This window comes from Streptomyces sp. NBC_00829 (assembly GCF_045161795.1).
Taxonomy (GTDB): Bacteria; Actinomycetota; Actinomycetes; order Streptomycetales; family Streptomycetaceae; genus Streptomyces.
In genome coordinates this window covers 6,481,706-6,502,611 of the sequence record NZ_CP108867.1, presented here as the reverse complement: position 1 = coordinate 6,502,611, position 20,906 = coordinate 6,481,706, and the positions used below count along the sequence as shown (strand labels likewise).

The window sequence follows — 20,906 nt, the reverse complement described above, 5'->3', positions numbered from 1 at the left end:
AACCGGGAGCGAAATGGGAGCGTGCGCCGGGGGCGGATGTCAGAGCCGTTCCAGGCCCTCGCGCCAGATGACCGTCACCGGCCTGCCCCGGTCGCGGGCGTAACGGACGATGTCGCCCGTTCCGCCGAGGCCGCGGGCGGGCCGGCCGTCCCAGACCGCCAGCAGGCGGTCGCAGTTGTCGGCGATGTAGGCGCCGGCCGCGTAGTACGCCTCGTCGGTGGAGTACGGAAAGGCCAGCCGGACCTCCCGGGTGGCCAGGCCACGCAGGTGCTGGAAGCGGGCCAGCTCGTCCGGGACGGTGAAACCGGCCTGGTAGTCCCCGCTGGGGATGACGACGGTCAGTTCCGCACCGCACGCCAGGGCGATGTCCGCGAAGAGCTGGTCGGCGCCGACCGCCAGACTGGACAGTGCCTCCAGCGAGCCCCGGTGGCCGCACAGGGCCGCATGCATTCCGGCGCGGATATGGGCGTATGCCTCGGGAGGGATTCCTCGGTGGCCGGTCACTCCGATGCGTTTCACTGATCCGCAACCCCCGTCCTCCGCGCCCGACCGCCCTCACATCCTCTCAAACAGGGACGCGTCGTCGAGCCCCCGTCCTGAGCCAAGGACGGGGGCTCGACTGCTGTCGATGCGCGCGGTGCGTCAGTAGACGCTGACCCCGTAGGCGCTGAGCGCCTCGGTGACGGGCTGGAAGAACGTCGTGCCGCCGGAGGAGCAGTTGCCGCTGCCGCCGGATGTCAGGCCGACGGCCCGGCTGCCGGAGTAGAGCGAGCCGCCGCTGTCGCCTGGTTCGGCGCATACGTTGGTGCGGATCATGCCGTAGACGATGTCGCCGCCACCGTAGTTGACCGTGGCGTTCAGGCCGGTGACGGAGCCGCAGTGGGTACCCGTGGTGGACCCGCGGCGGCAGACGGACATGCCGACGGTCGCGTTGGCCGCGCTGGTGATGTCGACACTGCCGACGGTGCCCGGGTGGGCGATCGAGGTGTTGGAGTACCGCACGATGCCGTAGTCGTTGCCCGGGAAGCTGGATCCGGCCGTGGGACCGATGCTCGTGCTGTGCGAGGAATTGGTGTACCAGGGCGGATTGCCGTCGGTGCAGTGTCCCGCGGTCAGGAAGTAATAGGTGCTGCCGCTGCGGACGTTGAAGCCGGCGGAGCAGCGCCAGCTGGTGGCGTAGATCGCGTCACCGCCGGAGATGAGCTTGGAGAACTTTCCGGCGGTCCGCTCGATCCGCAGGGCGCCGGCGTTGGCGCCGGCCTCCTGCCTGATCCTGGCGATCTCGGCTCGTGAGACGGTGCTGTCGGCCGTGACGACGAGCGTGTTGGTCGCCTTGTCGACGATCCAGGCGGTGCCTGCCACATCCGCGTCGAGTACGGCGTCGCTCGCGGCGGTGAGCTGCGCGGCACTGAACGTCTGTGTCTGGTTGGCGTTGGCGGCGGGGACGGCCAGCGCTGCGGCGGCGACGAGGCCAGTGGTGACGGCGAGCAGACGCGTATGTCTCGCCGTACCACTGCGGGGGGTGGTGCGCTTGATCCTCACTTGTCGTTCCTCCAGGGGGGAATCGGGGACCCGGTGTGGGGTTCCGGGCCCGTGAGGCGCAGCCAGAAATCGCGTCGGACATGTTCGGTTTCCGGACAAGCCGTGCTCCTGACAAGCGCTGTTCGGGAGTGTTCCGGCCGTCAACTTCCCGCGCAAGGGCTCCTTTCGGCCGCTCCGCGCGCCTACACCGGACGGCCCCGGTGGCTCGGGTGCCACCGGGGCTGTGCGTGCATGTCCGGCCGGTGAGACGGGTCAGCGGCTCCGGAGGTTCCGCTCACCCGCAAGAACGCCGGCCGTCGGGGTGTTGCCGGGCCGCGGGAGGGCCGGACGAAGTGGTCGCGGAAGGCGAACGGAGGCAGCGGCGGGCGGTTGAAGTCCACGGCCACGGAGGCGACCGCGGCCGGTGCGGCGGGACGCGGGAAGCGGAGTCACTACGAGCTGTCCCCGCTGGTGGCGTCGGCGAAGGCCGCTCACGGCGAACCGTCCGGCTCGATGGCAGCGTGCGGACCGAGTTGCTCACCCCCCGGCTCGAAGGAGATCGCGCCACCGGGGCCGAGAGCCCCTCTTGCGTCGGTCGGCGTTCTTCACCCGCATGCTGCGATGTACCTCGTACGGGTGAATCGTCCCGGCAGCACCCGGCGGTCGGCGTGGGCCGTGGCCCGGTGCCGCGCCGGGCCGTGCGCGCCGGGGCGCCGGGGCGCCGGGCGGCCGCGGGTGAAGTCCCGTAGCGCCCCCACCCCTTCGAGGCGCGGCACACCGGCCGCCGTTCCGCGTGCGCGACCCGCGCGCCGAGGGCCGGCCCTTGGTCCGCGGTGAGCCGGATCTCGCCGGTCAGGGGGTGTCCGTCGACCGTGAGACCGTCCTCGGCGACCCCCGTCGGCACCACCTCGTCACCGTCGGCGCGTCACCGCCCCGGGACGGCCGGAATTCGCCCCTCCGGGTGGTCGGGGAGCCAGTGGGTCCCGGTGAGGGAGAGGTGTCCGTACGGCTTCGAGCGGGTCGCCGTGCGCCGCTCGTGCCCGCTCTTCCACTCCTGGGCGGCGTCCGCCGGTGCGTCCGCTCCTCGACGAGCCGGCGCGCGAGTACATCAGCAGGTACACCTCCGCCTTCGATCTGGAGCGCTACCCGTCCGAGAGATTCGCTCCCCCGGGGCGGCGCGTTCCCGGGCCTCCTGACGCAAGGTCAGCAGTCACAGCAGCCGCCGTCGCAGCAGCAGCAGCCGTCACAGTTGCAGCAGTCGCAGCCATCACAGCAGTTGCCGCAGTCGCACTGGCCGCAGAGACCCTCGCGGCGCTGACGGTTCCACGGGTCCTCGAACGAGCCGCAGCACATCTGGCACGTACAGGCCAGCCCCGCCCAGACCAGACAGCCCGCGATCAGCCCGCGCCGGTCGCGGCGCGGCGGCTCGGGAGGAGCGGGCGGCCCGTACGGGCCACCGGGGGGAGGTGCGTACGGGCCGCTCAGCTCCGGCGCGTGCGAGCAACTCGTGGTGCCGAACGCCCGGTCCACCGAGTTGCGCAGCTCATGGGCGAGCAGCACATGCACCAGCTTGTCGTCGACGAAGGCGGCGTCGCGCAGCGCGAGACGCACCCCGTGGACCGCGTCGTCCGCGAGCCGACGGGCCTCGGCGAGCGGGGTACCGGTCGCGGTGAGCGGGTTCCAGGCGCCCGACGCCGCGTCAGCTTCCCTGTCCTCCACGGCATCCAGCAGATGGGCGAGCCGCCCGAAGAGCCTTCCGGCCTCGGCCAGCGGGGCGATGTTCTCGGGCCGCCCGGCCAGGACCGCGGTGTGTGCGAACGCCGCGGCGGTGGCCGTCTCGGTCGGCTCGGTGACGGTGAGCAGTGACGTTCCCGGGCCTGCCAGCGCCTCGATGCCGGTCTGCCGGTCCACCGCGTCGAGCAGGACCGCCGTGTCGAAGCCGAGCTCCGTGCCGGTGCGCGCCCCGGCACGGTCCCAGCCCGCGGCGACGCGGCGGGCGGCTGCCGCAACCGGCTTGCGGGCCAACACCCCGTCCCGGTCGGCGACGTGGTCACGTACCTTCGACGAGGCGAGGACCAGCGAGACGGCCGCAGCCAGGCGCGCTCCCTCGCCCCGGGCGACGGGCGCCGTCTTCATGGCGCGCAGTGGACAGGGGCCCGCGGTGCGCCGCGCGGCCGGGGTGCGCTCGATCTGAGCCTCCGTCAGAACGGAGACGATCAGGCCGTCGTAGTTGGTCACGACCCGGGCGAACTGCCCGTGGTCTGCCCTGAGCGCTAGGCAGAGCCCGCAGAGATGAGCCATCCACTCGGTTTTCAGCCCATCCGTGAGCCGGTGGGTGCATGGCCTGACTATTCCGAACACGACGAACCCCCGTGGAGTCGTTCAACAGTGCGACAGGCATCGTATCGAGCCATCCGTTCACCCGTACGTCCCCGGTGTCACCCGTCTGGCCCGGACTTTCATATGGTGTTCAGAACACGGCCCCTACACAGGAAGAACCTTGACGAATCGCCACATCTTCTGCACCAGTACCGTCACGAACCCCCTGCGCGGCGACTATCCGCTTGGCGCGCGATCCGCATTATGGACGACGATGGGGACAGGAAAGACGAAGGACCGCGGTGAGCGGACTGGAGTGGAAGGAGGCGTCCATGGGATCTGTGCGCAAGGCGAGCGCCTGGCTGGGACTCGTCGAGGACAACGACGAGCGTTACTACGACGACGAGTACGCCGAGGGTGCGGAGTCGGGTGACGCGTGGGTCACCGACCCGCGGGTACGTGTGGCCGCCGAGTCCGCCCAGGAAGAGGGCCGCCGTATCGCCACGGTGTCGCCGGACAGCTTCCGGGACGCCCGCGCCATCGGTGAGCTCTTCCGGGACGGCGTTCCGGTCATCGTCAACCTCACGGCCATGGAGCCCTCCGACGCCAAGCGCGTGGTGGACTTCGCCGCGGGACTGACCTTCGGGCTGCGCGGCTCGATCGAGCGCGTCGCCACCCGCGTCTTCCTGCTGAGCCCCGCCGACACCCAGGTGGTCAGCGGGGAAGCGGGCCGCATGCAGGACGGCTTCTTCAACCAGAGCTGAGCAGGGCGCTCGCCGGCTGGCGAGCCTTTCGGGCAACGGGGCCGACAGGCCTCCGGGTCACGGCGTCACCGGGTCACCGGAAGGCGTCCAGGCCGGTGAGCGCCTTGCCCAGCACGAGCTGGTGCATCTCGACGGTGCCCTCATAGGTGAGCACCGATTCGAGGTTCGTCGCATGCCGCATCACGGGGTACTCCAGCGAGATTCCGTTCGCACCGAGGATGGTGCGCGAGGTGCGGCAGATCTCGATGGCCTCCCGCACATTGTTGAGCTTCCCGAAGCTGACCTGCTCGGGACGCAGCTTCCCCGCGTCCATGCGCACACCCAGATGGTGGGCGAGCAGGATGCCCTTGTGCAGTTCGACGGCCATGTCCGCGAGCTTGGCCTGGGTGAGCTGGAAGCCTCCGATCGGCCTGCCGAACTGCTCACGTGTCTTCGCATACTCCACGGCCGACTCGAAACTGGACCGGGCGGCCCCCATCGAGCCCCAGACGATTCCGTAGCGGGCGTGCGTGAGGCAGCTCAGGGGTCCCTTGAGGCCGGTGACGCCCGGCAGCACCGCGTCGGCGGGCAGCCGCACCTCATCCATGACCAGTTCGCTGGTGACGCTCGCGCGCAACGACCACTTGTGCTTGATCTCCGGGGCGGAGAAGCCCGGGGTGTCGGTCGGGACGGCGAAGCCGCGGATGCCCTCGTCGGTCTGTGCCCATACGACCGCCACCCCGGACACCGAGCCGTTGGTGATCCACATCTTGCGGCCGGTCAGCACCCAGTCCGAGCCGTCGCGCTTGGCGAAGGTGCGCATACCGGCCGGGTCGGAGCCGTGGTCGGGCTCGGTGAGACCGAAGCAGCCGATGATCTCGCCCGCCGCCATACCGGGCAGCCAGCGCTGCTTCTGCTCCTCGGAGCCGAAGCGGTGGATCGCGTACATGGCGAGCGAGCCCTGGACGGAGACGAGCGAGCGGATGCCGGAGTCGGCGGCCTCCAGCTCCAGACAGGCGAGGCCGTACTGGACGGCGGTGGCTCCGGCGCAGCCGTAGCCCTCCAGCGACATACCGAGGGCGCCGATCGAGCCAAGCTCGCGGGCCAGGTCGCGGATGCCGGGGAGCTCACCGCGTTCGTACCAGTCGGCGATATGGGGCATGACGCGGTCGGCGGCCCAGCTGCGGACGGTGCCGCGAATCGCCAGATCCTCGGGTTCGAGCAGATCGTCGATGCCCAGGGGGTCGCTGGGGTCGAAGGGCGCGGGCTTCGAGGGTGCGGACATGACGGGGCCTCCGGCGGCGCTCACTCGGCGGAACATGGAAAACTAGCAGCGTTAGTTACAGCTCGGCCGACGTTACGACTCAGTGTGCCGCGCGTCCAGACCTGGTTGCCTCCGCGGGCTCGCGGCTCGCCGGGAGGGAGACCTCGGGGCGCCTCGGCGCCGGGCACTTCTCGGCCGGCGTCGCGCAGTCCATCACCCGCGGCAGCCTCAGCGCGGCGAGCGCGCCGAGGAGCAGCAGGCCCGCACTGACCAGCAGCGTGACATGGAGACCGTTGACGAAGGAGTGACGCGCCGTGGTCCGCAGCATCGCGCCGCCCGCACCGCCGAGCCGGTCGGCGACCTGGTAGGCCTCACCCAGGGAGTTGGACGCGGCGGAGCCGGCCGAGCCCGGGACTCCGTCCAGCGAGGTGAGCGCGGGAGCGTAGGCGGCGTTCATCACGCTGCCGAGGAGCGCGATGCCCATGCCCGCGCCCAGCTGGTACGACGTCTCGCCGATCGCGGCAGCGCCGCCGGCCTGGTCCGGGGGGGCCTCGCTGAGCATGGACTCGTAGGCCGCGAAGAGTGTCGTCTGCAGTCCGAAGCCGAGCAGGACGAAGCCCGTGGTGAGCAGCCAGGGGCGGTCGTGCTGCCCCATCAGGGTCAGAAGCAGCACGGACACGGCGGTCAGCACGAACCCCCAGCCGACCATCCGGCGCGGGCCGATGCGGTGCAGGGTGTGGGAGCCGGTGGCTCCGGCGGCCATCGCGGCGAAGGTCAGCGGGAGGAGCCGCAGGCCGGTCTCCAGCGGGCTCAGTTCGAGCACCAGCTGGAGGTACTGGACGGCGATCAGTTCGAGGCCCACCAGCGCGAGCATGGCGATGATGATGCAGCCGACCGACGTGGAGAAGGCGGGCCTGGCGAACATCCGCATGTCGATCAGCGGGTGTTCGCGGCGCTTCTGCCGGCGTACGAACAGCGCCAGCAGCGCGGCCCCCACCAGCAGCGGGCCCACGGCCTTGACGTCGAGGACGCTGGCCCCGGCTCCGAGCCGCTTGATCCCGAGGACCGCGCCGAGCACTCCGGCCGCGGCCATCAGCGCGCCGAGCACGTCCCAGGGCCCGTCGGAGCCGCCGCGGGACTCGGGAAGCAGCCAGCGGCCGACGGGCAGGATCAGCGCCATCAGCGGAATGTTGATCAGGAAGACCGAGCCCCACCAGAAGTGCTCGACGAGGAATCCGCCGAGGACCGGACCGGTGGCGGCACCGACCGCGGCGACCGCGGTCCATATGCCGATCGCCATGGCCCGCTCCCGCCGGTCGGGGAAGACCGCGCGAAGTATGGAGAGCGTGGCGGGCATGATCATCGCGCCGCCGACCCCGAGCAGTGCGCGCGCTCCGATCAGCACTTCGGGGGTGGCCGCGAGGGCGGCGACCGCCGAGGCGATTCCGAAGATCCCGTAGCCGAGCAGCAGCACGCGGCGCCGGCCGACCCGGTCGCCGAGTGTGCCGAAGAGGATCAGCAGCGCGGCGCAGATGAGGGGGTAGGCATCCACGATCCAGAGCAGCTCGACGCCGCTCGGGCGCAGATCCTCCGTGACGACGGGCACGGCGACATGCAGCACGGTCGCGTCGAGCGCGACGAACAGCAGGCTGATACAGAGGACGATGAGGACGACCCAGCGGTTGGCACCGCCGCCGGCGGCACGCAGCCGTGCTCCGGCTGTGGTCGTCCCGGACATCTACGTACCTCCCAATGAGTCCCTCGCGCGCGGCGGGCCAGCCGGGGACGGTGGCGCTGTCCCGCAGGGCGGTCCGGCATCGACGGGCGAGTGAGCCGCCAGAGTACGCGAGTTCGGGCTCCCGGCGCGTGGTCCAGCTCCCACCTCTTGATCCGCGCGCGTGTGGCGTACGCCACGCCACGCCCGGGCCGAAAGAAGATCTCGGGCAGTCCGGAGCGGGTGGAAAATTCCCGACGAGCCCGTGCTGGACCATTATTTGGGCCGTATAAAGAACCCGATGTGACGTGCTGCTGAGCATTACGAAGCACGGTCGGCGGGATTTCCGAATTGGCCCGGAATAAACGCCGATCTGAGACATAGTCCACATCACATCGTCATCACAAAGCCGCTGGATCGGCCTAGCCGCTCGCTCACTCGCTGTAACGTCGATTGGGTGCGTACCGACATCTTTGCCCGCCTGGACCGGGAGCCGGAACCGCCGAAGATAGAGATCCCGCGGATGAGCCGCACCCGTCTCACGCTCTTCGGCGGGACGTTGGCGTTCTATCTCGCCATCGTCGTCGCGGTCCTCGCGTCCACCTGGCTGGTGATCATCGACTGGAAGGTCATGCTCTTCCGGCCCTATCAGCAGTGGCCGGAGCTCCACGCCTTTCTCGACTACTTCGTAGTGCTCGGCCAGCGCGGACCGACGGCCGTGATGGTCGCGGCCTGGCTGGGCTGGCGCTCCTGGCGTCAGCACACCCTGCGCCCGCTGCTCGCTCTCGGCGCCGCGCTGCTGCTGCTCAACGCGACGGTTGGCGCCGTCAAGATCGGTCTCGGCCGTCTCGGCCCCCACTACGCGACGGAGATCGGATCGGCCGAGCTCTTCGCGGGCGGCGATATATTTCCCTCCGGGCACACCGCGAACGCGGTCGTGACCTGGGGAATCCTGGCGTATCTGGCCACCACTCCGCGGGCCAGGCGCTATCTGTCGGCCCTGTCCGCCGTGGTCTCCCTGGGTGTCGGCCTGACCACCGTGTACCTCGGTACGCACTGGCTGAGCGATGTTCTGCTCGGCTGGGCGGCCGGGCTGCTGATCCTGCTCGCGCTGCCCTGGTGCGAGCCGCTGATCAGCAGCTCCGAAGCCTGGATCTTCTCGATGCGCGAGCAGTGGCGTGCGCGCCGGCGGCTCGCCCCCTCGTTCCCGGTCGCCGTGGGCGGCCCGAGGCCCGGGATGTTCCCGCAGCGTGGTCCTTCGGAGGAGCAGGGTCCGGCGCGCGAGCCGGTGGGCGCGGTCGGTGGGCACTCCACCGGCCGGACGACCGCACAGCTCGCCCAGCCGAGAGCGCACACGGCGGTCCGCTCCGAGCGGTCCCCGGTCACGCCCTCCGGCAGCCGCCGTCCGCCCACGTCGCGGCCGGCCACGGGAGGCTGAGCCCGGCGACATTGTGCTCATGACGAAGGCCCCGGCCAGGACGGACGGGGCCTTCGTCATGGGCGGACGGAGCGGGTCAGCCTTTCCAGCAGCGGATGACCGTGCCGCTCTCCACTTCGAAGTTGAGCCTGCCCACGAGGTACTCCATGGTGATGATCGCGCCCGGCGGCAGCGCTCTCACGGTCGTCCAGCCGCGCTTGCGGGCCAGCCGCTCCGCCCCGTCGGCGTCGAGGCCGACATAGGTCTCGGGTGCCTCGTCGGGCTGTGCGGGAGGGGTCGGTATGGGTGCCATGCAACCCACCGTAAGCGGCGGCGGACGGTGACGGAAGCGGGACCGAGGCAGGCTTCAGCAGCACCACATGCTCCACCGGTCACCGTTCTGTCACAGGATCACGACACGCGTTTAGCCCAAACCATGTCACTCGAACGAGCAGTTCAACGCCACCCGCGCGGTAATTCCACACGCCTTCGCGATCATGCTAAATTCCCCCGTGGAATTGTCCGGGAGGAGCGCCGGAGGGTGAATTGACGGACCGTTGAGAATTCACCGGTCCTTACACAATCCCCCGCTGCGCTCGCACCCTCCCGTCGCCGGACATCCGCTCCCCAGGGCTCGCACCCTGTCGGAGCGGACCGGGCGGCGAGCACCATGTCCCCAGCCCGATACCGAAGTGACGAAGCCCGAGCCGCGAACAGCGAGGGGGCAGCGATGGGTACCGAGACCGCCGAGGCGAAGGCGCTACCACCGCCGGTGCGGAAGCGGGGCCGGGTGGTGGTCGACTGGCTGACCACCACCGATCACAAGAAGATCGGGCACCTCTACCTGGTCACCTCGTTCGCCTTCTTCCTCTTCGCCGGGCTGCTGGCCATGCTGATGCGGGCCGAGCTGGCCCGCCCCGGGCTCCAGCTGATGAGCAACAACACCTTCAACCAGGCCTTCACCCTGCACGGCACGATCATGCTGCTGCTCTTCGCGACCCCGACCTTCGCGGGGTTCGCCAATGAGCTGGTGCCGCTGCAGATCGGCTCGCCCGACGTCGCCTTCCCGCGGCTGAACATGTTCTCGTACTGGCTGTTCCTCTTCGGCGGCCTCATCGTGCTCGGCTCACTTCTGGCCCCGAGCGGCCCCGCCGCCTTCGGCTGGACCGCCTACGCGCCGCTCAACTCGCTGGAGCGCTCGCCCGGCATCGGCGCGGACCTGTGGATCATGGGCCTCGCGCTCTCGGGCTTCGGCACGATCCTGACCTCGGTGAACTTCCTGGCCACGATCGTCGGGATGCGCGCGCCCGGCATGACCATGTTTCGGATGCCGATCTTCACCTGGAACATCCTCTTCACCACGATCCTGGTGCTGATGGCCTTCCCGGTGCTGGCGGCAGCCCTGCTCGTCCTGGAGGCGGACCGGCGGCTCGGTTCGGTGGTCTTCGACGCCTCGAACGGCGGCGCACTGCTGTGGCAGCACCTGTTCTGGTTCTTCGGCCATCCAGAGGTCTACATCATCGCGCTGCCGTTCTTCGGCATCATCACCGAGATCATCCCGGTCTTCTCCCGGAAGCCGATCTTCGGCTATGTGACGCTCGTCGGCGCGACCATGGCGATCACCGGGCTCTCGGTGGTCGTGTGGGCGCACCACATGTTCGTCACCGGTGCGGTGCTGCTCCCCTACTTCTCCCTGATGTCGTTCCTGATCGCGATCCCGACCGGGGTGAAGTTCTTCAACTGGACGGGCACGATGCTCAAGGGCTCGCTCTCGTTCGAGACACCGATGCTGTGGGCGGTCGGCTTCCTGGTGTCGTTCCTGTTCGGAGGCCTGACCGGAGTCATCCTGGCGTCGCCGCCCATGGACTTCCAGGTCACCGACTCGTACTTCGTGGTGGCGCACTTCCACTACGTGGTCTTCGGCACCGTCGCCTTCGCGACCTTCGGCGGCTTCTTCTTCTGGTGGCCCAAGTTCACCGGCAGGATGCTCGACGAGCGGCTCGGCAAGATGCAGTTCTGGACGCTGTTCGTCGGCTTCCACACGACGTTCCTGGTCCAGCACTGGCTGGGCGCGGAGGGTATGCCCCGCCGGTACGCCGACTATCTGGCCGCCGACGGCTTCACCGTCCTCAACACCATCTCGACCATCGGCGCGTTCCTGCTCGGCCTGTCGACGCTGCCGTTCCTCTACAACGTCTGGAAGACCACCAAGTACGGCGCGAAGGTCGAGGTGGACGACCCCTGGGGCTTCGGCCGTTCGCTGGAGTGGGCGACGTCGTGTCCGCCGCCCCGGCACAACTTCACCGCGCTCCCCCGCATCCGCTCCGAGTCGCCCGCCTTCGACCTGCACCATCCGGAGTTCGCGGTGGTGGAGCGGGCGGTGGCGGCGGCAGGAGCCGCGGAGGGGGAAGGGGACGCCATCAACCCAGGGCGCGGGACAGACGGTCCCGCATCGTCCTGATGTGATCGGCCAGCTCCGGCGGCTCGATCACGTCGAAGTCGACGCCCATGAGCATCACATGAATCACCATCACATCGAGGCTCGCGGCCCCGGTGCGCAGCAGACAGGTCCGCTCGTCGACGGCCTCCAGGACGCCGTCGGACGGCCCGACGACCTGTGCGGCCTGTTCGGCCGAGGTGTGGAGCCGGATGACCGCCTGGGCCGCATACGCCCCCATGGAGACGCCCTCGGAGACATACGACGCCAGGTCATCGGCCGGCGGGGTACGCGGCTCGAAGCGCGGACCGTGCGGCGGCTTCGGAGTGATGCGGTCCGCCCGGAACGTGCGCCAGTCGGCGCGGTCCAGGTCCCAGGCGACGAGGTACCAGCGGCGCTCGGTGCACACCAGGCGGTGCGGCTCGACGGTGCGACGGCTGGCCGCGCCGCTGTGGTCGCGGTACTCGAAGCGCAGCCGCTCACCGTCCCGGCAGGCGTTGGCCAGGTCGGTGAGCACACTCGCGTCCACGGTGGAGGCGCCGGGGCCGCGCAGCATCGGGACCGTGAAGGCGTTCAGCGCGCCGACGCGGCGGCGCAGCCTGTCCGGCAGCACCTGCTCCAGCTTGGCCAGTGCACGGACGGAGGTCTCGCCGATACCCTCGATGCCGTGGCCCGCGGCGGTGCGCAGACCGACCGCGACGGCCACCGCCTCCTCGTCGTCGAGCAGCAGCGGCGGGAGTTCTGCCCCCGCGCCGAGCTGATAGCCGCCGCCCGTGCCGGGGCTGGCGTTCACCGGATAGCCGAGCTCACGCAGCCGGTCGACATCGCGCCTCACCGTGCGCGGGGTGACACCGAGCCGGTCGGCGAGATCGGCGCCGGACCATGCGCGGTGGGCCTGGAGCAGTGAGAGCAGGCGCAGCAGGCGTGCGGAGGTCTCCAACATGGAGCTGAGTCTGCCAGCCCTTGAGGACAGCCACTGTCCTCAAGGGCGCGGGTTCACGGCGCAGGTTCAGGCGCCTTGCCTCAAGGGCGCGGGTTCACGGCGCGGGGGCGCAGGGCGCCGGCCTCAAGGCGCGGGCTTCAGGGCGCCTCGGCGCAGGGCGCCTGCCTCGATGCCCGTGTCAGGGCGCCGCCGTGAGGCGGACGCAGAGCTCGTTCTCGCTGGTGTAGCAGGGGGTGGCCAGCCATGCCCCGACCTGCTGGCCCGGGTAGATGTAGACGTTCCGCCGGTCCCAGACGTCGTCGAGGATGCGGGCGATCCGGATCCCGGAGGCGTCCTCGGCGGGCAGCAGCCACAGGTCCCACAGCCGCTCCTTGCCGGTGTCCTCGCCGCCCAGCGCGGCGAACGGCAGGGTGAAGGCGAAGGTCCGGCCCTCGCCCGTGACCGGCACCCGCCGCACCTGGCTGCCGTCGCGGCGCAGCCGTGCCTCGGCGACCGCCCCTTCGGCCAACTCGGCGCCGTACAGCCGTCCCTCCAGAGTCATCGCGCCCCGCTCCTGCGCCACGCCCACGTCGCCTGCCTCGGCGTGCGGCCCGCGCACCCAGCAGCGGAGCGCGAGCCTGCCGTCGGCCTCGGGATACGGCACGCGCACGGCGACCCGGTCGGCGTCGGGCACCCGGTCGAGGAGCGCCCGCACATCCCGGATGCCGGACTCGACGGCTTCCTCGCCCGCGTACGCGTCCCAGCGGCCCTCCGCCAGCCCGGCCGCGGCGGTCAGGAACGCGCGCGACTTACCGTCGCCCGAAGCCGTCAGCGGCAGCGACACCTCGTCGTGCGGGCCGTCGCCACCGCGCCGTTTCAGTACGAACTCGGCGTCCGGCGCCGCGCCCGCCACGTCGAAGGTGATACCGCCCTCGGCGTCGGCGACGCAGTCGGCCCGCGGCGCGCGCCGCTCGGTGGACGTCATCGTGACTTCCTCGCCTTCCGGACGATCTCGCCGGTCCGGTAGCGCACGGCATACGCCCCGTCGTGCAGCGCACCCCGGCCACGGTGCACGGCGTCGCGCAGCACCCCGCGCGAGCCGCCGGCCACGGCCCTGCCGACCAGGCCGGTGAAGAGAGCCTCATGACGCTCGGCGATACGGCCCGGGTCGAAGCGGGCGGAGGCGGCGAGCGCCGCCTGCCCGGTGCGCCGCCGCAGCTCGTCGTCGTTGATCAGGGCGAGCAGCGCGTCGGCGATCGCGTCGACATCCCCGACCGGGACCAGCCGCCCGTCGACACCGTCCTCGATGATCTCCCGGGGTCCATGCGGGCAGTCCGTGGAGACGACGGGGAGGCCGCAGCGCATCGCCTCGACGATGGTCATGCCGAACGACTCCTGGCTGGAGGTCACGGCGGCGATCGAGCCCTTGACCCACTCCGGTTCGAGCGGGTTGGCGGGACCCATCAGAAAGACGTGGTTGTGCAGTCCGTGCTCTTTGACGAGGGCGCGCAGCGCCTCCCTCTCGTTGCCGGTCGCGTCTCCGCCGCCGTAGATCCGCAGCCGCCAGTCGGGGCGCGCGGCGACCACCTTGGAGAACGCCTCGACCAGCAGGTCGTACCGCTTGATCCTGGTCAGCCGGCCGGCCGCGACGATCCACCTGCTGGTGGAGTCGGCGGGCCGGACTGCCGGCACGGGCACGCTGTTGGGCACGGACTCGATCCGTACGCCGGGCAGCCTCAGCCGCTCGCGGTAGGCGCGGGCGTCCGCCTCGGTGACGGTGGTGAGCGCGTCGAGGAGGGGATAGCGGTACGCGATCTCGCGGCGCAGCCGGATGCCGTGGCTGTCCAGCGTGAGGTGTTCCTGGGCGACGCGGACGATTCCGCTGCGGGACTGGCGGGCGATGTGCACATTGAGTCCGGGGCGGGTGCCGACCACCACATCGGCCCGCAGGGACCGCAGGTGGGCGGCGATCCGGGCGTCGGTGAGGCGGCTGTACTGCTTGTAGCGGCCGTCGCCGAGCGGGAAGACCCTGGCGGGCCGTTTGTGGTCCGGGTGGTCGCCGTCGTAGCCGGGGCTCTTCGTCCGCAGGTCGACGAGGTGCTTCATGGTGACGCCGGAGGGTGCGCCCATGGAGGGTTCGTCACGGTGGCGGAAGACGGAGACGATCTCGACGTCGTGCCGCTCGGCGAGGCCGCGGGCGAGGTTGAACGTCGTACGGATCGTGCCGCCGATGCCGTACGCGTTGTGGAGCAGGAAAGAGATGTGCATACGCCGCCGCGTCCCCCAGGTCCGTGTGTTGTACAGGAGTGGACTGTACTTGTCCGCGCGTGTCCGGTGCGGGCGCGGCCCGCGGCACCCGGTGGGGATTACGGGAGGCCCTCAGGGCATCCCGTTTGGATCTTGCCGGGCTGATCCGGACGAAAGACCCTGGCTAGGGCCGGTACGGGAGCTGGGGCACGGTAGCTAGGGCCGGTACGGGAGTTGGGGCACGGTGAAGCAGTTCTTGGTCATGTCGCCCTGGCCGACCCAGCCGCTGCCGTCCTGCCAGCGTGCGACGGACAGGCAGGTGTGGCGGGTCTTCGGTGGCTCGGCCAGTTCTTTGTAGACGACGGGCAGCAGCAGGCCGTCGGCGGTGTACGGCTCGGGGCGGTTCATGAACCGCTCCACGCACGCTCGGGTGAGCTCCGTCCCGCAGGAACGGGCGGCGTCGGTGAACCACATGGCGGCTGCCCAGCCCTCCAGCTGCCACTGGGAGAGCTCGCGGCCCTTCATGGCCGTGCGGAAGGCGCGTACGGCCGGATCGCCCGCGTCGTCGTGGTTGCGGCTCGATCCGGTCACCCACAGGGCGTTGCGGCAGCTCGGCGCGTCCTTGTAGTCCTTCGGCACCGATGAGGTCCAGTTCTGCACATTGGTGACCTTGGCGGTGACGTGGACGCCGAGCGCGTCCATCGCCTCACAGAGCTGGGCGTTGCCGTGGGTGTCCATCGCGTCGAAGACAAGGTCCACGTCCTGCTGCTGGAGGTCGGCGGCGACGGCTCGGAAGTTCGGCAGCGCGAAGTCGACGGTCTCGGGGACGACGCGATAGCCCTCGGCCTTCAGTCCTTGAGTGATGAGGCGGGCGTACGCGGCGGACGAGGCCTGGTTGTAGGAGACGACGGCGGCGGTGCGGGCCCCCTGTGCCCTCTTGAAGTAGCGGTAGACCTCGGTGCCGCCGTAGAGGGTGCCGTGCCAGCCGGGGGCCTCGCCGGTGCGCGGGGCGAGGCTGCCGTAGATCCCGTACAGATGCGGATAGGTGTCGTACGCGGGGCCGATCGGCTGGCCGCCGATGTCGGGGACACCTGCCCGGGAGACGAGGGGTGCGCCCGCGTAGTCGAGCGAGGCCGTGGCGACGAGGGCGAAGACCTTCTTCTCGTCGACCAGTTTGTGCACGCACTCGTTGTTGCCGACGCTGCTGCCGCCGTCGTCGCAGCCGATCACCTCGATGCGGCGCCCGTCCAGCCCGCCCTTGGCGTTCAGGTTGTCGAAGTAGGCCCTGGCGCCCTCGCCCGGCCCGGTGAACGCCGCACCGCCGACCGGGCTGGTGGCGCTGCTGATGATCCCGACCCGGATCGGTTCGCCTCCACTGCTGCGAACGGGTGACGAGGACTTCTCGAAGGCGCTCTCCGGCAGTCGGCTGCCGCAGGCGGCACTCCCGGTCAGGAGAGCCACGAGCAGCAGTGCTTCAGCAGCCCGGCGCGGCCGCATTGCCGCTGAGCTTGACCAGGGCACAGAGGGCCTTGACGGAGACCTTCCAGGTCTGGTCCTGGTAGACGGCCGTGCCCTTGGAGCCGGGGAGGGCAGGGTTGCCGCCGACCAGCAGGTCGTAGGTCACGGTGGCTTCGGTGGGCGAGGTGAACTGCACGTCCGTGACCTTCACCGAGGTCTGCGCGGCGTTCTTGTCGTTGGCGAACGCGGCGAGCAGTGGCCGCAGCTGGTCACCGTTCTCCAGCGTGCTGACCTTCGCGTCCGTGGACGCCTGGGGATCGAAGAACGTCGTCCAGTTCTTCTCGATCTCTGCCTTGGCCGCGGCGGGGTCCGCGGGGCCGTTCCCGGCCGGCGCGCTGGCGGAGGGGGACGGCTCGGCCGAGGCGGTGGCGGACGGGGTCGGCGTGGCCGATGTCGACCCTCCGTCGTCCGAGCATCCCGCTGCGGCGGGTACGAGTATCAGCATCGCGGCGGCAGCCCATGCCGCGGTTCTGGGGTGCCTGACACGGACCATCTGGCTCACCACCGATTGTCGGCTTCCAGCGTCTGTCGGTTCAGGGCATAGTGCAAGGAATCGGCGTACATCACCAGAGCGGGAGGCTCCCCATGCCGACGTCCCGACTGCTGTGGTGGGGCGGGCTCGCGGCTGCCGCCACGGGGGCTGTGCTGTGCGTCATCGGCTGGTACCAGATCTCCGGCGAGCGCTTCGCCGAACGGCAGATCCCCTATCTGGCCTCCTGCTCCGTGCCGGGTGCCGCGCTGCTGGTTGCGGGGGCGGTGCTGCTCGCGGCCGCGGGGCGCGCCGCGTCGCCCGGCGAGGCCCCCGCCGAGGTCGCCGACGAGGAGGCGACGGCCCCGCACGAGGTGCCGCCCTCCGCCGCCCCTTCCTCGGACGGGCCGTTGCTGTGCGTGCCCGGCGGGACGCTGGCGCACCGGCCCGACTGCCCGCTGGTCGCGGGCAAGCCGGAGGCGGAGCCGGTGGGCGACCGGGCGCTGGGGCCGTGCCCGGTGTGCGAGCCCCAGGTCTGAACGAGTGAGCTCACTGACGTACGAACTCACCCTCGCGGGGCTCGCGGTCGGCAGTGCGGCGGCGCTCACCGGCATCGGGCTGATCGTCACCTACCGGGCGACCGGCGTGCTGAATCTGGCGCAGGGCGCGATCGCGATGGTCTGCGCGTATGTGCTGCGGCAGCTCTCGGTGGAGTGGGGATGGCCGCTGCCGCTCGCCGCGGCCCTGACGCTGCTGGTTGTCGCGCCGGGGATCGGGCTGGTCCTCGACACCCTGGTGTTCCGGCCGATCTCCGTGCCGGTGGTGGACACCACACGTGCGCTCGTGGCCTCGATCGGTGTGTTCGTCCTGCTCGTGGGGGCCGCGGCGCTGGTGTGGGGCAGCGGGGCGCGCGCGGATGCGCCGAAGCTGCTGCCCGACGATCCCTGGGCGCAGCTGGCCGCGGTGCTGCTGCTCGCCGCGCTGGTCACGTCGGTCGGCCGGTGGACGCGCTTCGGGCGTGAGGTGCGCGCGGTCGTCGACAACCGTGCGCTGGCGGCGCTGGGCGGGATCGACGCGGACCGGGTGTCGGCGGTGGGCTGGTCGTTCGGCTCGTTCACGGCGGGCCTGACCGGAGTGCTGCTCGCTCCCTACGTACGGCTCGATCCGTACGGTCTGCCGCTGCTGGTCGTCGAGGTGATCGCGGTCGCGGTGCTGGCCCGGATGCGGAGTCTGACCGTGGCGGTGGGCGCGGCGCTCGCGATCGGCGTGGCCCAGGCGCAGCTGACCCGGCTGCATCCGGCGGGCTGGGGCGAGTCGCTCCTCCAGGCGGTGGGGGCGAACCTCTTCGTGGTGGCCCTGCTGATCGCGGCGCTGGTGCTGCCGGGGGTGGGGGCGCAGGGGGCGGAGGGCCGCGCGGCGGCGCCCGCGGTCCGCGTTCCCGGGGTCGTGTGGCTGGTGGCCGGGATCCTCTTCCTGCTGCCGCTCGGCTTCGCGGGCGCGGACCTGCACACCGCGATCCAGGTCCCCGCGCTCGCCGTGATTCTGCTGTCGCTGGTGGTGGTGACGGGCCGGGGCGGCCAGATCTCGCTGGGCCAGGCGGCCTACGCGGGCCTGGGCGCGCTGTTCACCGCGCTGCTGGCGGCCGGGCGCTTCCCCTGGCTCGGGGCTCTCCCGGAACTGCTCGCGCTGGTGGTCGCGGTGCTGCTGGTCGCCCCGCTCGGCCTGCTGACGGGATGGCCGGCGATCGGCCGCCACGGTCTGGCGCTGGCGCTGGCGACACTGGCCGTCGGGGTGGGGGTGAGCCGTTTCGTCTTCGCCCAGCCGTACGCGACGGCGGGACTGTCCCTGTCCCGCCCGGCGGGCCTCATGTCCGACCGGGCCTACTATCTCGTCGAACTGTCCGTCCTGGCAGCCGCTTTGCTCGCCGTCTCGGCGCTGCGCCGAGGACGCATGGGACGCGCCCTGGCCGCGCTGCGCGACCACGAGCCCGGAGCGTCCGCGGCGGGCGTCCCGGTCCCCGCGCTCAAGGTCCTCGCCTTCGTCACGGGCGCCGCCCTCGCCGCGCTGGGCGGCGGCCTGCTCGGCATGGGCCTGCGCGCCTTCGACCCGGCGGCGTTCGACCCGGTGCGCGGTCTGCTCTGGTTCGCCGCGGTGGTGGTCCTGGGCGCGGACAACCTCGTGGGCCCGCTGGTCGCCGCCGCCCTCCTGGTGGGCCTGGACGCGGGCGCCCGCGGCGGCGTGGCGGCGGCCCTCATCGGCGTCCTGGCGGTCCTGGTCGGCCGCTTCCCCGACATCCCGGGCCGGATCCTGAGAGCGCTGGGCATCTCCCCGCGCCGCCCGTCCGAACGGCCCGCACCGGGCAGAACGACGCCGCGCGCCGGCATCTCTCCGACCCGGGGAGTGCTCTCCGGTGGCCGCACCGCCGCCGATGCCCCCCAGTCGGGCGCCGCACGCACCCACACGCTCGTGGCCCGCGGAGTCCGGCTCCGCTACCGGGACTTCACCGCGCTCGACGGCGTCGACCTCACCCTTCCGCCCGGTCGGGTCACCGCCCTCGTCGGAGCCAACGGGGCCGGAAAGAGCACCCTCTTCCACTGCCTGTGCGGGACTCTGAAGCCCGACGGCGGGCGGGTCGAGCTCGACGGGGTCGACATCACCCGGCGGTCCGCCCATGCGCGGACCCGGCTGGGGATCGCGCGGACGTTCCAGCAGCTGGCCGTCTTCCCCTCGCTGACCGTCGAGGAGAACGTACGGATCGGCTCCGAGCAGGGGCGGCGGCGGGACCCCGGCGCCGTCCTGCCCGTACTGCGGCTGCTCGGGCTCGACGGGCCCGTACGGGATCTGCCGGCGGCCGGGCTGTCCACCGGGGCACTGCGCCGCGTCGAGCTGGGGCGCGCGCTCGCCGGGGGGCCGCACACGCTGCTGCTCGACGAGCCCGCCGCCGGACTCGACGCCGTGGAGGCCGAGGCGCTCGCCCGTATCCTCGAAGCGCTCGCCGCGGACGGGATGGCCGTGCTCGTCGTCGAGCACGACCTCGATCTCGTCACCCGCATCGCGCACACCGTGCATGTGATGGAAGCGGGGCGGATCGTACGATGACCGTCGAGATCGAACTGTGTGCCGCCCGGGTCCGCTACGGGCCCCTGGAGGCCCTGCACGGTATCGACCTCCGCGTGCCCGCCGGCGCCCTCACCGTCCTGACCGGGCGCAACGGTTCGGGTCGCACCACCGCACTGCGCGCCCTCGCCGGGACCGTGCCGCTCTCCTCCGGGCGGGTCGTGTGGCGCGGGCGCGACGTGAGCGCCTTGCAGGCCCACGAACGCGCCCGCCGCGGCCTGTGCTTCGTCCCGGATCTGCGGGCCGTGTACGACAGCCTCACGGTCGCCGAGAATCTCGGACTCGCCGTACCGGACGGCGACTTCACCCGGGCCGTGGAGGGCTATCCGGCGCTCGGGCCGCTGCTCGCCCGCCGCGCCGGCACCCTCTCCGGGGGAGAGCAGCGCATGCTCGCCGTCTCGCGCGCGCTGCTGTCGTCCGCCCGGGTCGTGCTGGTCGACGAGCCCGTCCTGGGCTTGTCGCCGCCGGCCGCGGCCCGGACGTACGAGCTGCTGCGGGCCCTGGACGCCGCGGTCGTCGTCGCGGAGCAGCGCCTGCCGCCCGGCTTGGACGAGGGCCCGGGGCCCGTCCTCGTCCACGAACTGCGCCGCGGCTCGGTGGTGTTCAGCGGGGAGCCCGCCGAACTCAGCCGATAGCGAGCATCACACCGACGGCCAGCCGGTCGGGCGAGGCTCCGATCACGCCCTTGTTGGCCTCGTACAACGCCTTCCAGCCACCCTCGATCCCGAAGCGCTCGGCGATGGAGCTGAGCGTGTCGCCGGGCTGCACGGTGTGGACCCGGCCGCTGAGCCCGTACCTCTTCGAGCAGACGGGCCAGGCTTCCCAGCCCTGGGTGCGCAGTACCTCCTCCGCGACCTTGATCTGCTGCTCGCGCGTCGCCAGGTCGGCACGGCGGGCATGGGCCAGGCCGCCGAACGCCTCCCAGGTCGGCTGCCAGAACTGCAGTCCTCCGTAGTAGCCGTTGCCCGTGTTGGCGTTCCACCGGCCGCCGCTCTCGCACTCGGCGACGCAGCTCCAGGGCCAGCCGGTGGAGGCGCAGTCGGTGGCCGCGGGGCCGTCGACGGTGACGAGACGGCTGCCGGGTGCGGACGAAGCCGGGAGCGGGGGCGCGGCATGGGCGGCGCCGGGGGGCACGAGCCCCAGCAGGAGCGCCGTCAGGGCCGCGGCGGGCCAGAAGCTGATCTTCGACATCGGGTCACGCTAGGCAGAAACGCACCC

18 protein-coding genes and 1 pseudogene are annotated in these 20,906 nt (G+C 71.4%); 6 read left to right on the top strand and 13 right to left on the bottom strand.

The genetic code is table 11. The features are described 5' to 3' along the window. Positions 1–39 precede the first annotated feature (39 nt). The 4 genes and pseudogenes from OG293_RS28995 to OG293_RS28980 form a co-directional block, all read right to left on the bottom strand. Positions 40–519, bottom strand: coding sequence for a hypothetical protein (locus tag OG293_RS28995; protein ID WP_406001729.1), 480 nt, complete (start codon positions 517–519; stop codon positions 40–42). Positions 520–642: 123 nt separating this feature from the next. Next, complete coding sequence (locus OG293_RS28990) at positions 643–1,542, bottom strand: S1 family peptidase (RefSeq protein ID WP_406001728.1); 900 nt, start codon at positions 1,540–1,542, stop codon at positions 643–645. A 252-nt stretch (positions 1,543–1,794) separates the two neighbouring features. Continuing rightward, a pseudogene (locus OG293_RS28985) lies at positions 1,795–2,599 on the bottom strand (DUF1684 domain-containing protein); the annotation flags it as partial. A 125-nt stretch (positions 2,600–2,724) separates the two neighbouring features. Beyond that, the gene (locus OG293_RS28980; protein ID WP_406001727.1) at positions 2,725–3,882 is read right to left on the bottom strand and encodes a DUF5685 family protein; all 1,158 of its coding nucleotides are present in this window, start codon (positions 3,880–3,882) and stop codon (positions 2,725–2,727) included. A 290-nt stretch (positions 3,883–4,172) separates the two neighbouring features. Between OG293_RS28980 and OG293_RS28975 the strand changes: the two genes are divergently transcribed. After that, positions 4,173–4,604, top strand: a complete 432-nt coding sequence (locus tag OG293_RS28975; protein ID WP_406001726.1) for a cell division protein SepF — start codon at positions 4,173–4,175, stop codon at positions 4,602–4,604. A 73-nt stretch (positions 4,605–4,677) separates the two neighbouring features. Here OG293_RS28975 and OG293_RS28970 read toward each other — a convergent pair whose 3' ends face one another. Both OG293_RS28970 and OG293_RS28965 read right to left on the bottom strand, forming a co-directional pair. After that, entirely contained in the window at positions 4,678–5,868 is a 1,191-nt protein-coding gene (locus OG293_RS28970) for an acyl-CoA dehydrogenase family protein (RefSeq protein ID WP_406001725.1), read from the bottom strand. A 79-nt stretch (positions 5,869–5,947) separates the two neighbouring features. After that, positions 5,948–7,585, bottom strand: a complete 1,638-nt coding sequence (locus tag OG293_RS28965; RefSeq protein WP_406001724.1) for an MFS transporter — start codon at positions 7,583–7,585, stop codon at positions 5,948–5,950. A 433-nt stretch (positions 7,586–8,018) separates the two neighbouring features. Here OG293_RS28965 and OG293_RS28960 point away from each other — a divergent pair, with 433 nt between their 5' ends. Next, on the top strand, positions 8,019–8,999 hold the full coding sequence (locus tag OG293_RS28960) for a phosphatase PAP2 family protein (RefSeq protein ID WP_406001723.1): 981 nt from the start codon (positions 8,019–8,021) through the stop codon (positions 8,997–8,999). 76 nt (positions 9,000–9,075) lie between these two features. On the opposite strand, the gene OG293_RS28955 is transcribed toward OG293_RS28960, so the two are convergent. Further along, positions 9,076–9,291: an I78 family peptidase inhibitor gene (locus OG293_RS28955; protein ID WP_406001722.1), complete on the bottom strand. Its 216-nt coding sequence runs from the start codon at positions 9,289–9,291 to the stop codon at positions 9,076–9,078. A 417-nt stretch (positions 9,292–9,708) separates the two neighbouring features. Here OG293_RS28955 and ctaD point away from each other — a divergent pair, with 417 nt between their 5' ends. Continuing rightward, positions 9,709–11,439 (top strand): cytochrome c oxidase subunit I, encoded by a 1,731-nt coding sequence (gene ctaD, locus OG293_RS28950; protein ID WP_406001721.1) that lies wholly within the window; start codon positions 9,709–9,711, stop codon positions 11,437–11,439. Here the strand turns inward: ctaD and OG293_RS28945 are convergent. The 5 genes from OG293_RS28945 to OG293_RS28925 all read right to left on the bottom strand — a co-directional run bounded on the left by OG293_RS28945 (position 11,399) and on the right by OG293_RS28925 (position 16,595). Beyond that, entirely contained in the window at positions 11,399–12,358 is a 960-nt protein-coding gene (locus OG293_RS28945) for a helix-turn-helix transcriptional regulator (RefSeq protein ID WP_406001720.1), read from the bottom strand. The genes ctaD and OG293_RS28945 overlap by 41 nt on opposite strands. 178 nt (positions 12,359–12,536) lie before the next feature. After that, positions 12,537–13,322, bottom strand: a complete 786-nt coding sequence (locus OG293_RS28940; protein ID WP_406001719.1) for a hypothetical protein — start codon at positions 13,320–13,322, stop codon at positions 12,537–12,539. Then, on the bottom strand, positions 13,319–14,605 hold the full coding sequence (locus OG293_RS28935) for a glycosyltransferase family 4 protein (protein ID WP_406001718.1): 1,287 nt from the start codon (positions 14,603–14,605) through the stop codon (positions 13,319–13,321). The genes OG293_RS28940 and OG293_RS28935 overlap by 4 nt, the downstream gene beginning before the upstream one ends. Positions 14,606–14,800: 195 nt before the next feature. Further along, on the bottom strand, positions 14,801–16,081 hold the full coding sequence (locus OG293_RS28930) for an ABC transporter substrate-binding protein (protein ID WP_406001717.1): 1,281 nt from the start codon (positions 16,079–16,081) through the stop codon (positions 14,801–14,803). Continuing rightward, on the bottom strand, positions 16,059–16,595 hold the full coding sequence (locus OG293_RS28925) for a hypothetical protein (protein ID WP_406001716.1): 537 nt from the start codon (positions 16,593–16,595) through the stop codon (positions 16,059–16,061). Before OG293_RS28925 ends, OG293_RS28930 begins: the two co-directional genes overlap by 23 nt. A gap of 92 nt (positions 16,596–16,687) precedes the next feature. Here OG293_RS28925 and OG293_RS28920 point away from each other — a divergent pair, with 92 nt between their 5' ends. Genes OG293_RS28920 through OG293_RS28910 form a run of 3 tightly spaced genes read left to right on the top strand, consistent with a single transcriptional unit; the run spans position 16,688 to position 20,323 of the window. Further along, entirely contained in the window at positions 16,688–17,110 is a 423-nt protein-coding gene (locus tag OG293_RS28920) for a hypothetical protein (RefSeq protein WP_406001715.1), read from the top strand. A 4-nt stretch (positions 17,111–17,114) separates the two neighbouring features. Then, positions 17,115–19,670, top strand: a complete 2,556-nt coding sequence (locus tag OG293_RS28915; protein WP_406001714.1) for an ABC transporter permease subunit — start codon at positions 17,115–17,117, stop codon at positions 19,668–19,670. After that, positions 19,667–20,323 carry an ATP-binding cassette domain-containing protein gene (locus tag OG293_RS28910; RefSeq protein ID WP_406001713.1) on the top strand — a complete coding sequence of 219 codons (657 nt, stop codon included), beginning with the start codon at positions 19,667–19,669 and terminating at the stop codon, positions 20,321–20,323. Before OG293_RS28915 ends, OG293_RS28910 begins: the two co-directional genes overlap by 4 nt. On the opposite strand, the gene OG293_RS28905 is transcribed toward OG293_RS28910, so the two are convergent. After that, on the bottom strand, positions 20,313–20,879 hold the full coding sequence (locus tag OG293_RS28905; RefSeq protein WP_406001712.1) for a transglycosylase family protein: 567 nt from the start codon (positions 20,877–20,879) through the stop codon (positions 20,313–20,315). The genes OG293_RS28910 and OG293_RS28905 overlap by 11 nt on opposite strands. Between the last annotated feature and the right edge of the window lie 27 nt (positions 20,880–20,906).